The sequence below is a fragment of the Paenibacillus sp. FSL K6-1330 genome (assembly GCF_037976825.1).
Lineage (GTDB): Bacteria > Bacillota > Bacilli > Paenibacillales > Paenibacillaceae > Paenibacillus_AQ.
The window spans coordinates 1,793,869-1,805,878 of sequence record NZ_CP150269.1 but is presented as its reverse complement, the minus strand read 5'-3'; the positions used below and the strand labels follow the sequence as shown (position 1 = coordinate 1,805,878).

Below are 12,010 nucleotides of genomic sequence, written 5' to 3'. Positions count from 1 at the left end.
CTTCTCTTTCTTCTAGAGGTTCAGCCCTTCCGGCTGTTCTTAAATTATGAAGGATGAGAGGTTTTTTTATGCTTAAAAATGAAAAAGCGGTCGTTGTTTTCAGCGGTGGTCAAGACAGTACCACCTGCCTGTTCTGGGCGAAGGAACGCTTCGCCGAAGTCGAAACCGTCACCTTCGATTATGGCCAACGCCATAAGCTTGAAATAGAATGCGCGGCACAAATCGCCAAGGAACAAGGCGTGAAGCAAACAGTGCTTGATATGAGCCTGCTTAATCAGCTGGCACCGAATGCGTTAACGCGCAGCGATATCGAAATTGCCGAAGGCGACGGTTTGCCTACTACGTTTGTGGAGGGACGAAACCTGCTGTTCCTCAGCTTTGCTGCTGTACTGGCCAAGGGCATCGGCGCAAAACATCTGATCACGGGCGTATGCGAAACGGATTTCAGCGGTTATCCCGATTGCCGGGACAGCTTCATCAAATCGCTCAACGTTACGCTGAATCTGGCCATGGATTACCCGTTTGTCATTCACACACCGCTCATGTGGCTCGACAAGTCGGAAACCTGGGAGCTCGCCGACCAGATGAATGCACTCGAATACGTTCGCGACCATACGTTAACCTGCTACAACGGCATCAAGGGAGACGGCTGCGGGGAATGTCCTGCATGCAAGCTGAGAAAAGCGGGGCTCGACAACTATATGCAGCGACGTAACCGTGTAGCCGAAGGGGGGCGCCTGGTATGAGCCGCGAGCCCGGTGCTTTCCGCATTGTAGAGCAACTGCAGAAGCTTGGCGAAGACATCGATGCCGGAAGCCTGCGTTACCACCGGAAACGGGTACTTGTCTCCAAAGAGTTTACCTTTGATGCTGCCCATCATCTGCATTGCTATGAGGGAAAATGCAAGAACCTCCACGGCCACACGTACAAAGTGGTCTTTGGTATCAGCGGTATTCCCAATGAAATCGGCATTACCGTGGATTTTGGCGACATTAAAGATTGCTGGAAAACGGAAATCGAACCTTATCTGGATCACCGTTACTTAAACGAGACCCTGCCGCCAATGAACACAACAGCGGAAAACATGGTGGTCTGGCTGTTTGAAAAAATGGAGGAAGCCCTCCGCAGCAAAGAGTCGCACGAGCGACAAGGCACACGAACCGAATTCGTTCGCCTGTTCGAGACGCCGACCAGCTACGCTGAGGTCAGACGGGAGTGGATGATCGATGAATAATGTGCATGTAAAGCATGAGAACGATTCAAGTGCCTCCTCCCCTGTCATCGCGGTGGACCGTCCGATTCCCGTGATGGAGATTTTTGGTCCTACCGTTCAAGGTGAAGGCATGGTCGTTGGCCGCAAGACGATGTTCGTTCGTACGGCGGGCTGCGACTATCGCTGCTCCTGGTGCGATTCCGCATTTACGTGGGACGGGTCCGCCAAGGACACCATTTCGCGCATGAGTGCAGATGAGATTTGGCAAGAACTGTACCGGCTGGGCGGAGAACGCTTCGATCATGTTACCCTGTCCGGCGGCAATCCCGCTCTTCTCTCCCAGCTCGGCACGCTGGTGGATGAGCTGCACCGACACGGAATTACCGTTGCCGTGGAGACCCAAGGTTCACGCTGGCAGGATTGGCTGAATGATATCGATGAAGTCACCATCTCCCCCAAGCCACCAAGCTCAGGTATGGATACGGACTGGGGCAAGCTCGATGATATCGTCTCCCGGCTGTCCGCTCGGGCACCCGGCAGATCCTTCAGCCTTAAGGTTGTCGTGTTTGACGATAAGGACTTGAGCTATGCGGAAACAGTCCATGAACGATACCCGAATGTGCCGTTTTACTTGCAGACCGGTAATCCCGATGTAGGTACGGGTGATACCACTTCGCTGGTCTCCCATTTGCTGGATCGGTACGAGTTGCTTGTCGATGCCGTCATGCGATCCGATCGGTTGAACGATGTGCGTGTCTTGCCGCAATTGCACACGCTGGTCTGGGGCAATAAACGCGGAGTGTGACGGTTGTCCTAAAAATACGCTACACCTGATTGAGCATTTATTAATATATTTATAAAGGAGCTACACTATATGGCTGGAAGACAAAAAGAAGAAATGGAAGACGTCACCCTGCTTGGCAACCAAGGCACGAAATACACGTTTGAATATGATCCCGGCATTCTGGAGAGCTTTGACAACAAGCATCCCTACCGGGATTACTTCGTCAAATTCAACTGTCCCGAATTTACAAGCTTGTGTCCGATTACAGGCCAGCCGGACTTTGCGACCATCTACATCAGCTATATTCCGGATATTAAGATGGTGGAGAGCAAATCCTTGAAGCTGTACCTGTTCAGCTTCCGTAATCATGGGGATTTTCATGAGGACTGCGTCAATATCATCATGAATGACCTCATCAAACTGATGGATCCGAGATATATCGAGGTATGGGGCAAATTTACCCCGCGGGGCGGCATTTCCATCGATCCGTACTGCAATTACGGTCGTCCTGGAACCAAATACGAGGAGATCGCCGCGAACCGTCTGATGAACCATGACCTGTATCCGGAAAAGGTGGACAACCGATAGGAAGCCTTTTGCGTGAAATACGTCAGTTCTAATTACCGTAATGATGATAAAAAGGGTTGCCCGCATGGCGGATAACCCTTTTTATCATTTCAACAAGAGGAATAAACGATTACATAGGGTATTCCATATTCCTAAGCCGGTAATTCAGACGACGCTTCTTGTAGAGCATTTTCCCTGCCTCAGCCACATCGCTAATCGTCCCCTTGTTGCTGATTGAACCGAATACAATCCCAGCAATCGGAATCAGCTGAAACAACTTCTTCATCCCGAAGTTATCGGTATACGACTGAACGACTTCACGCCAGCCCTGCAGCTGTGAGAATACCTGCTCCGTCACTTGTTCATCATCAAAACTGGCGAGCTCCTCAAGCACCGCTTTTTTCCCCACGATATCGGCGGATGCAAACTGCAAGCACTTCACGATAAACACCCGCTCCCGGGGATCGTTCGGATCATACCCGTAACAAAGCGCCATCTCCTGCAGCACTTTAAGCGATTGACCGAGCACCATCGGCAGATCGGCCGCAATCGTAAATATGCCCCCGATTCCCGTTGCTGCTCCTTGCGCTGCGGCGAATTTGACGCGTTTTACGGTTAGCGTATCCGCTGCGCTATCCATGACTTGGAGCGGTAGCTTCGCGGCAAATGCCAAGGTAAGCCCGGAAGCAGCCTCCTCCTCTCCATTCTCATCTTCCATGTATTCCTCCTGAGCGGACTTGACGGAAGGGCCGGAAACCGGGTTTGGACCGTCCAATCCCGCTGTTTGCGCCAGAACCTTCATAACCGACTTCTCGCGAACCAGATGTTTCCCGCCGCTCTGAATAAATCCGCCTACCTCATTCAAGGCACTTCCGATTTTCTCTTGTACAGCCTTGGGCGTGAGGCGATCCAGCAGCATAAAAGGAATTCTTCCGAGCTTCTCCCAGAACATGACGTCCTTCTGCTCTTTCTCCCATTTCAAAATCTCTTGAAGCTGTGACTCCAGTTGTTGTCGTGATTCCATCTCGGTCATCCTCATTACTCCTATCCGCAATTAAAAAATAACTATAAACTGTATACGCAGGGCATGGAAGAAAGACGCAATAATTTTCAAATTTTATCTTATAACATCACTCATAAGGTTAATAAAAAAGAGATCAACCCCCATGAGGTCGATCTCTCTCTTTTATTTCCACAATCTGTCATGAGACGGCAAGCATACAGATGTGAGATTTATTTTCCCAAGAAGGCATTCAGCATCCAGGAATGCTTCTGTACATTGCTGACCATGCCAGTCAACAGATCGGATGTAGCGTCGTCCCCTTCTTGATCCGCGGCTTCGATGCCCGCCTTCAGTTCGTTGGCAAGCTGCTCGAAATCCGAAACCAGCTGTCCGACCATCTGTTCAGCCGTATTCTCATCGGAAACCTCCTGCAGCGTGGACAGCTTCAAATATTCCGCCATGCTGGCTGCCGGTTTACCGCCAATGGCCAGCATCCGCTCTGCCAGTTCATCCACATAACTCGCTGCTGTATTGTACAGTTCCTCGAATTTCTCGTGCAGCACGTAGAACTGATGACCTTGTACATACCAGTGATAGTGGTGAAGCTTCACACCAAGCAAACTCCAGTTGGCTACCTGCGTGTTCAAAATTTGTAGAAGTTCATTGGTTGTTGTTCCTTGTGCTTGTTGGGTTAAGTTACTCATTTATATCGTCTCCTTTAATATTGCATTTAGACTTATTCTAAATCCTTGTATTAATCATAACAGATTCTTGTCTCTTTTGCAAAGGAAATCGAAACTCATCAGATGAAGATAGGATGAAGAAATTACCTCCTATTTATACCTATCCTAGTTTATTTTTAAGATCAACTGCAATGACAGGCATCATATCTCTCTGCCGTGAAGAACCCTAGGACAAGCCCAGGATCGTTTTCATTTCCTTCCGCTTTTGCTTTGGATTCATCACATATAAAGTGTCCCCTGCCTCAATGACCGTACTCCCCTTAGGCGTAATGATACGCTTCTCCCGAATAATAGCCGTAAAGAGGATATCATCTGGCAGATTCAGTTGCTGAATCTCTTTGCCGACAATGGGCAAATCTCCATCCACCAGAACATGGTTGATCTCGGAATCCGCTTGTCCAAGAGCCATTAACTCTAATAAAGTCGGTGCTTTGGCTTTATCCTTCTCCACCAGCGAAAGCTTTTGCGTAAGCGGAGAGATCGTAGTGCCTTGGATCACCGCTGAGGTCAACACAACAAAGAACACGACATTAAAAAACAATTCTCCATGCCTGATGCCCGCCAGAACGGGATATGTAGCCAGGACGATCGGAACGGCCCCGCGAAGGCCCGCCCATGAAATTAATATTTTCTCCCGCATGGCAAATTTGGTGAACAACAGGCTGCTGAACACGCCGATCGGCCTGGCAATTAATATGAGAATCAAAGACAATAACAGTCCTTGCCATACGACCTCCGACAGCTCGTTCGGGAAAACAAGGAGCCCGAGCAGCACAAACATGACGATCTGCATCATCCATGCAAAACCTTGGTTAAATGCTTGAATTGTCTTGCGGTACGTCAGCTCGGTGTTGCCGAGCAGCAAAGCCATAACGTATACGGCCAGCAAACCGCTGGCACCAAGCCATGCGGCAGCGGCATAAGTCAGTACGGCGAATCCCAATGCCGTCACGGGATATAAACCCGAGGAATCGAAATTGATGCGATTGATCACATATACAGCCAGCATTCCAATAAGAACACCGACAACCAGGCCCAATCCCATCTCCTTCACGAAGGAAAAAATAAGACCGATCAAATGTAATTTCGGGTGTTCGATCCATTCGATTAAGGACACGGTTAGAAACACAGCCATCGGATCATTGCTTCCGGATTCAGCCTCCAGCGTCATTCGAATCCGTTTCTTCAGATTCGTTCCGCCGAGAACCGAGAAAACGGCTGCCGCGTCCGTCGAACCAACAATCGCACCAATTAACAGCCCCTCTTGTAACGAAATATCCAGAATGAATGCGGCGCAGATTCCGACGACAACCGTTGTCAACAAGACACCAATCGTGGCAAGTGAAATGGCCGTCCCCAAAACCGGCTTGATTTCTTTGAAATCGGTCTGCATCCCGCCTTGAAACAATATAACAATCAGCGCAAATATCCCGACCAGCTGGGTGAGCTCCGCATTATCGTAATAAATGAAGCGGCTGAGAATCATCCCGATGGCGATAAACAGTACCAGGGCGGGCATGCCGAAGCGAGAAGAAAACTTGGTGGTGAGTACGCCTGTCAGAAGCAAAGCGCCGCATAATAAAATCATGGAATCAACAAAACTTGGCAAGCTCATCCCTCCGGTGTCAGATTCGTAAGTTATATTACCCGAAAACTAACCCTTCCTCGCACACAACAAGTGCTTCTTCAAGAACGGAGTACAACGAAGCCGGACAAACAAAGAAGTTGCAAACGTTTACTGGAAATTCCACACCCAATGACTTTATACTGGTAACAAGCGACATACATAGGGGAGGCGTAAATCGAGTGAACATTTCTATTATGAAAAGCGATCAACTGCATCAAGCTGTTGAGCTGTCCAACCGTATTTTTCTGAAGCAGCCGGAACAGCCTTCTATGGGGGTATCCTTTCCTCCAATATTCTCACCGGGAATCAGCCATTCCTACGGCGCCTGGGATCAAGACAAACTCGTCTCATTCATGGGATTCGTACCATTTACCATTCAAACTCGCGGTGCAAGGTTAAATGTCTATTCCATCGGCTCCGTCTGTACGGATCCGGATTACCGGGGTCAGCGACTCGCAGGCAGTCTCCTGGAACAGTGTATCCGTCATGGGGAAGCTTCCGGGGCATCCTTAATCCTCATTTCCGGCGGCAGATCCCTGTACACCCGGGCAGGCAGCCGTTTGTTCGGCCGTGCATTCCGGTTCCAACTTGACCAGGGCGCCATCGAGCCCTTGCGGACGGTGACGGGAAAACAAGTGCGCATTCGGGGGATGCAGCCGCGGGATCTATTCCACCTTCAAAGGCTAATGGAGCAGCGGGAAGCCGGTTATGTCACCACGGCTTCGGAGCTTAACAAGCTGCTAGATGCAAGCGCCTACTCCAACGTGATCCGCCTTGAGCAGCAGGTGCTTGTCGCCGAAGAAGACGGCGTGCTGACCGCATTTGCCATCATCGCGGTACCCGGAGTTGTGATGACTCCTTCGAGAGAGTCTACCCTTGTAGAATGGGGGGGAAGCCCTGAAGCGGCGGCACTGGTCATAGCCGAGGCAATCTCGTCCTTCAACCTTTCAGAGCTAACGGTTCCGCTGCCTTGGCAGGATAAAGAGCTGGCAGCATTAATCCAATCTACCGGCGTCATGCCTGAATATATTCAGAATGAGGGGACCGTTTATTTGGTTAGCGGCCCAGAACTGCTTCGCCAGTTGGCTCCTTTGCTGCCTGAGGGGCTGATTCAGGCAGATGGCGAACATGGTCCTTACCGTATAACCCTGAACAATGAAGTATTGGAACTGGATGATGAGGGGTTGCTCTCGCTCCTGTTTGATCCGGAATCATCTTATCGGGCAAACGGAAGCGTAACCTTTGATCCTATTCCTCTCCCGTACACAGCAGGTCTTCAGTATATTTGACTTTAGGTGGACACTGAAGGTGCATTTGATCCCTCCCCTTAGCGGAGAGGTCATTTGCACCTTTTTATGTGCTAGGTTTTATATCTGAATCGTTCTACCAGGCTGCACAGCGCTGTTATTCATAACCAACTATGGCCGTCCGCCTATTTTTGACAGGATATGTGCCCTTCTTCTCCGCTTCTACATAGGATGAGATAACCTATCAGATGGAAAGAGGTGCATGGCTTGAGACAACATCCTAAAAGAGGCCTTGGTATTCCGGGTCTCTATCCCGGATACCCATTCTATCCTTATCCTTACTATCCTCCACCTTACTACCCGTTCTATCCGTACCCTCCGTTTTATCCGGGATACCCCGGTGGCCACGGATTTCCTGGACACGGGCATGGCCCGTGGCACCCTGGCAGACCGGGACACGGTCCGGGTTCGTGGTATCCCGGGGGTCCTGGTGGTCCTGGACACGGGCACGGACCTGGCGGTCCCGGTTCGAGGGGAGTACAGAGACAGCGCAATAAGCGGTAAACACACATTAACGCGCATGAACAAACCGCCCGGATTCATCCCGGGCGGTTTATTATTGAAAATTCATATTTTAACAATAACCTTTATCGTCTCTTCGAAATTTCATTCCGATCCGGACTTATGGCACCGCCATTACCATCACCATAACCTTGATATAGGTTAGGGTCTGGAACTGCATCCTCGGTAGCAGCCGCTGCTTCAGAGCGTGAGTCTATCGGCGCACCGGTACCGCTATAAGTGCCTTCTTCACGGTAATGATGTTCATTAATGGCGCTATTGCTGCGGAATATATCATATACCCGGCCACCATTCGTTTCATCTGCATCCACCATGACCAGAATATGGCCTTCATCCACATAGCCCCCATATTCCTCTGCTTGCTCTTCCGGAATTCCGAGGCCGATCAAACCACCTACCAATCCGCCCGCCCCAGCGCCTACGGCTGCTCCTGTAAGTGTTGCCGCAATCGGACCTGCCGCGATGATCGGACCAATGCCCGGAATGGCCAATGCACCTAAACCGGCCAACAATCCGGTTACACCGCCTAACACACCGCCTGTGGCCGCTCCGGATGCCAAGCCCTCAGGTGCCTTGGTGCCGGTCTCGTCCTGAATATGAGAAGATTCACCGCGATCCTTGGCAATAACCGAGATTTCATCGGCTCTGAAACCTTGCTGCTTTAGTTCCTCAATGGCCCGGGTTGCTTCCTGCTCCGTCCGAAAAGCTCCTACAATTTTCTGAGTCATATGAATTCCTCCTCGTGGTCATTTTCGGTTTATCGCTGTACACCCCTAACTTAAACGTCAGTCGCCATAATCAAACAAGAAAACCAATGTACCGCCTGCAAAAGTACCCGCCACAGCATCAAAAATCCCATAATACCCCATTCAATGCAGCTGGTAATATTTAACTTTATGATGATCCATGTTAATATAGCAAGTAAGCACTTGGTTCCTTATAAATAGAATAGGTTGGTGATTCCATGAACTGGTTCAAGCCATTCGAGGACGATCTTGCTGCCGCATTCTCAGCCTGCGAAGCAAGGCTTTCCGAGCTCCCTGCTCCCTTGAATGAAATCGGTCTTTCATACTTGAGAAAGTTTGACGTGTTCGAGCAGGACAGTTCCAAAAATTACATATGTTATCTGCTTCCCTTCTGGATGAAAGAACTGACCTCACTCCCCGCCGATGTATACCGTCACCTCTCAGCGGCCAACATTATCGGCATGTTGTACTACTTCATTCAAGACGACATCATGGACTCGCCCTATGACAGTCAGTCTCCCATAGATCCTAAACACCATCTCGCACTTGCCAACCTGCTGTATTACGAGTTTCTCACATCCTATCAGCCCTACTTTCCAGCGAATTCCGACTTCTGGTCTTATTTCAAAAACTACACGCATGAATGGTCTGAAGGCGTCCTCCACGAAACCCGGGACGATTACTTTAAGCACAACAGGGCCATGATTGCAAAAAAAGCAGCTCCCGTAAAGCTGGGAAGCACTGCCGCACTGCTGTTATCTGATCAAGCAAGCCTCATTCCACGAACGAATGATGTGATGAACCAGGTTCTGCTGACCTTGCAGATGATGGACGATTGGACCGATTGGAAGCAGGATCTTGCGGATGGCAGCTACAACTGCCTGCTGTCTCTCATTAAATCGGAATTGGGACGACCACATGGCGAGATTCTGACGCTGCCCGAAGTTCAAGAAGCCATCTATATCAACAACATGATGAAGCCCTATGCAGACATTGCCGCAGCGACCCATACTCATCTCTTATCGATAGATATAGATGCCCCCCATCTCATCTCCTTTCATCAAACGTTGGTGGATGAGCTTCAAACCGAAGCGAATCATATCGAAAACAGCAAAGAAACGCTTTCTTATGGCGGGTTAAACTATTATTTGTCTATTCTAAGCAAAAAATAATAGATTTTATATTTGTTCCATGGTATTCTTTAAGAGTAAAAAATAACCAATTTATTTGAAAGGGTGATTCTTATGACGACAGAAGCCATCTTTCAAACACAATTGATTCAGAAAGCTTGGGAGGATCCTAGCTTTAAGGCAAAATTGCTCAGCGATCCGAAATCCGCCATCAAGGAAGTTCTTGGGGTACGGATTCCCGACCACATCGAGATTCGAACGCTTGAAGAGAACCCTAACGAGCTCTATCTGGTCATTCCTCCGAATCCATCAGGCGTGATCAAGTCAGAAGCCAAAGAAAGAGCCATCTGGTAAAGACTACATAACAGCGTGGACATTTCATAAATAGAAGTAATCGGTACAACGAGTGGGGACGATAACCGTCATCGCTGCCGCAGCTTAGCGAATTATTCGCCAGCTGCGGGAAGCGTAATAACGGCATCCGTCCCCACTCCTTTTTTACTCGTAAAATAAATGTCTCCATCCATCGCCTCGATAATGCGGAAGGTCACCATCAGGCCAAGCCCCGTCCCCTTCGTTTTGTTGGAGAAATAAGGCTCTCCCAGCCGTGCCAACACATCGGGCCCCATCCCTTCGCCATTATCCACAACATGAATATATACCTGGTCTTGCTGGCGATAGCAGCGGATATGGACCAATCCCTCTTCGCCCAGCGCCTCGATGCTATTCTTAACAATGTTGATAAAGGCCTGCTTGAATTTCGAGGAATTCCCCCGAATCGTAATATCCTCCGGAATATCTACGGTAATCTTGCCTCCTTGGAGGTGTGCAAGCGGGCCTAGTATGCCTTCAATATGCTTAAACTCCTCCGAAACTCGAAGCACGGTGTCTTTGCCGAATTCCGGTTTGGCAAAGGTTAAGAAATCCGTAATAATGCCGGAAGCACGGTCCAGCTCCACCAGAGCCAAATCTAAATATTCGCGTTCAGCAGCTTGGGCTTTTCCGGTGAGAAGCTGCAGGAAACCCCGCGTTACTTGCAGCGGGTTACGAACCTCGTGCGCAACCGATGCTGCTAGCTCACTGATAATCTCCATTTTCTCCGAACGCTGCAGTTCATTGTTGAACATCTCAAGCTCCTTGGAGTATTGAAGAATCCGTTCGTGATTTTTGGCAAAATGCCGTCCGAGAATGACAATCAGGGCGATAATAAAGCTGACAATCCCCCATTTCCAAAGGAAGAGATTATAGCTGCCCCGAGTGAGGAAAAATTGCAGCAGCTCACTTAAGCCCACAACAGCGAATACCGCAAAGCCTGCATTAAAAATAACAGCGTCCTTATTTCCCTTAACGGCATAATACATGGAGCTTCCGACCAGCAATACAAATTGAACGATCATCACAACACCCATGACATGAACGGAGAAGAAATAATACAGGTCGAACCATTGATTTGAACCCCATTGATTAGCAATCAGAAACAGCCCGCAAAACAGCGAGTAGACGATCTGGAACTTGCGGAGTTTACGCAGCGAACCCTTCCAGCCGGGCCCGAAGATTTTTTCAAAAAAGAGACTGAACGAAGGAAGTAAGATAAATAATGAGATGTCATATAAGTGAGTGTACATATTGCCATATTGATTAAAAATCGTATAAAGAAACGGGGAGTATGTAAACACCAGGATGCCTACAGATAAAATAATTAAAGATAAGGATAATACAGCGATCAAATATTTTCTGTTCAGAAAAATAGCGCAGATCAACATCACCAATGCGATAAATATGAAGGCGCTCCCGAGAATGATGTCCATCAAATTCGACTTAACAAACCGATTAAACATGTCTTGATAATCGCCGACGAGGACTTTCCCTTCAATTGTCACATGATCCCTAGCGGTCTCCAGCCAGATGTGAAGATCCTTGCCGAGCATATCCTGATGCAGAGGAAGCAAAATGTAATTAAGCTCATAATTGTACGTTCGGGTAGATTCGTAAATCTTCTCATGGTCCGCATAAACCGCAACCTTCTGCCCGTGGAGCTTATCAATCAAAATGCCAGGGGATGTAGAGGCGATCTCGGGAATCCTCATATAAATCCACGCGGATGCCTTGGTATGCGGCTTAAAAGGCTTCGAATCACCGACCGAAGTTTCCATCCAGTCATTGATGTGGACGGGCACGCTCTCGGGAATCCCTCGGGATTCCGACCAGAGGATTCTCCACTCCTTAATCGCTGCACGAGCTGCCGTTTCTTCGGTGGCAAAGACAAGCCTGGGAAACCCCTGGCTTAAAGTAAAAACGATGATCAGGAACACAGCGATTATCCATCCAGACCTCATTGACGCACCTCAAACATTATAATGAGTGAAAC

The 12,010-nt window shown here is 49.0% G+C and carries 12 protein-coding genes; 7 read left to right on the top strand and 5 right to left on the bottom strand.

Features of this window, described 5'->3' with window-relative positions:
* The first annotated feature begins 68 nt into the window (after window positions 1-68).
* The 4 genes from queC to queF all read left to right on the top strand — a co-directional run bounded on the left by queC (window position 69) and on the right by queF (window position 2,585).
* On the top strand, window positions 69-746 hold the full coding sequence (gene queC / locus NYE54_RS07800) for a 7-cyano-7-deazaguanine synthase QueC (RefSeq protein ID WP_339271309.1): 678 nt from the start codon (window positions 69-71) through the stop codon (window positions 744-746).
* On the top strand, window positions 743-1,234 hold the full coding sequence (gene queD / locus NYE54_RS07795) for a 6-carboxytetrahydropterin synthase QueD (protein ID WP_339271307.1): 492 nt from the start codon (window positions 743-745) through the stop codon (window positions 1,232-1,234). Before queC ends, queD begins: the two co-directional genes overlap by 4 nt.
* Window positions 1,235-1,307: 73 nt before the next feature.
* Window positions 1,308-2,018, top strand: coding sequence for a 7-carboxy-7-deazaguanine synthase QueE (gene queE, locus NYE54_RS07790; RefSeq protein WP_256720566.1), 711 nt, complete (start codon window positions 1,308-1,310; stop codon window positions 2,016-2,018).
* 69 nt (window positions 2,019-2,087) lie between these two features.
* Window positions 2,088-2,585 (top strand): preQ(1) synthase, encoded by a 498-nt coding sequence (gene queF, locus NYE54_RS07785; protein ID WP_009591586.1) that lies wholly within the window; start codon window positions 2,088-2,090, stop codon window positions 2,583-2,585.
* 109 nt (window positions 2,586-2,694) lie between these two features.
* Here queF and NYE54_RS07780 read toward each other — a convergent pair whose 3' ends face one another.
* The 3 genes from NYE54_RS07780 to NYE54_RS07770 all read right to left on the bottom strand — a co-directional run bounded on the left by NYE54_RS07780 (window position 2,695) and on the right by NYE54_RS07770 (window position 5,925).
* Window positions 2,695-3,597: an EcsC family protein gene (locus NYE54_RS07780; protein WP_339271305.1), complete on the bottom strand. Its 903-nt coding sequence runs from the start codon at window positions 3,595-3,597 to the stop codon at window positions 2,695-2,697.
* A 200-nt stretch (window positions 3,598-3,797) separates the two neighbouring features.
* A complete protein-coding gene (locus NYE54_RS07775) occupies window positions 3,798-4,271 on the bottom strand; it encodes a DNA starvation/stationary phase protection protein (protein ID WP_339271303.1) in 474 nt (157 codons plus the stop codon).
* A gap of 205 nt (window positions 4,272-4,476) precedes the next feature.
* A complete protein-coding gene (locus NYE54_RS07770; RefSeq protein ID WP_339271302.1) occupies window positions 4,477-5,925 on the bottom strand; it encodes a potassium/proton antiporter in 1,449 nt (482 codons plus the stop codon).
* A 191-nt stretch (window positions 5,926-6,116) separates the two neighbouring features.
* On the opposite strand from NYE54_RS07770, the gene NYE54_RS07765 reads away from it, so the two are divergent.
* Window positions 6,117-7,226: a GNAT family N-acetyltransferase gene (locus tag NYE54_RS07765; protein WP_339271300.1), complete on the top strand. Its 1,110-nt coding sequence runs from the start codon at window positions 6,117-6,119 to the stop codon at window positions 7,224-7,226.
* 605 nt (window positions 7,227-7,831) lie between these two features.
* On the opposite strand, the gene NYE54_RS07760 is transcribed toward NYE54_RS07765, so the two are convergent.
* Window positions 7,832-8,494, bottom strand: coding sequence for a general stress protein (locus NYE54_RS07760; protein ID WP_215159665.1), 663 nt, complete (start codon window positions 8,492-8,494; stop codon window positions 7,832-7,834).
* A 236-nt stretch (window positions 8,495-8,730) separates the two neighbouring features.
* Between NYE54_RS07760 and NYE54_RS07755 the strand changes: the two genes are divergently transcribed.
* Together NYE54_RS07755 and NYE54_RS07750 are read left to right on the top strand one after the other, a co-directional pair.
* Complete coding sequence (locus NYE54_RS07755; RefSeq protein WP_339271298.1) at window positions 8,731-9,684, top strand: hypothetical protein; 954 nt, start codon at window positions 8,731-8,733, stop codon at window positions 9,682-9,684.
* Window positions 9,685-9,756: 72 nt separating this feature from the next.
* Window positions 9,757-9,996: an NHLP leader peptide family RiPP precursor gene (locus NYE54_RS07750; protein WP_098742453.1), complete on the top strand. Its 240-nt coding sequence runs from the start codon at window positions 9,757-9,759 to the stop codon at window positions 9,994-9,996.
* 92 nt (window positions 9,997-10,088) lie between these two features.
* Here the strand turns inward: NYE54_RS07750 and NYE54_RS07745 are convergent, their stop codons facing one another.
* Window positions 10,089-11,978 (bottom strand): ATP-binding protein, encoded by a 1,890-nt coding sequence (locus NYE54_RS07745; protein WP_339271295.1) that lies wholly within the window; start codon window positions 11,976-11,978, stop codon window positions 10,089-10,091.
* Window positions 11,979-12,010: the final 32 nt, after the last annotated feature.

Coding starts and splice junctions, on each gene's coding strand:
- NYE54_RS07750 (WP_098742453.1), top strand. CDS start 9,757: ATGACGACAGAAGCCATCTTTCAAACACAATTGATTCAGAAAGCTTGG.
- queE (WP_256720566.1), top strand. CDS start 1,308: ATGGAGATTTTTGGTCCTACCGTTCAAGGTGAAGGCATGGTCGTTGGC.
- NYE54_RS07775 (WP_339271303.1), bottom strand. CDS start 4,271: ATGAGTAACTTAACCCAACAAGCACAAGGAACAACAACCAATGAACTT.
- queF (WP_009591586.1), top strand. CDS start 2,088: ATGGCTGGAAGACAAAAAGAAGAAATGGAAGACGTCACCCTGCTTGGC.
- NYE54_RS07755 (WP_339271298.1), top strand. CDS start 8,731: ATGAACTGGTTCAAGCCATTCGAGGACGATCTTGCTGCCGCATTCTCA.
- NYE54_RS07780 (WP_339271305.1), bottom strand. CDS start 3,597: ATGACCGAGATGGAATCACGACAACAACTGGAGTCACAGCTTCAAGAG.
- NYE54_RS07760 (WP_215159665.1), bottom strand. CDS start 8,494: ATGACTCAGAAAATTGTAGGAGCTTTTCGGACGGAGCAGGAAGCAACC.
- NYE54_RS07745 (WP_339271295.1), bottom strand. CDS start 11,978: ATGAGGTCTGGATGGATAATCGCTGTGTTCCTGATCATCGTTTTTACT.
- queC (WP_339271309.1), top strand. CDS start 69: ATGCTTAAAAATGAAAAAGCGGTCGTTGTTTTCAGCGGTGGTCAAGAC.
- queD (WP_339271307.1), top strand. CDS start 743: ATGAGCCGCGAGCCCGGTGCTTTCCGCATTGTAGAGCAACTGCAGAAG.
- NYE54_RS07770 (WP_339271302.1), bottom strand. CDS start 5,925: ATGAGCTTGCCAAGTTTTGTTGATTCCATGATTTTATTATGCGGCGCT.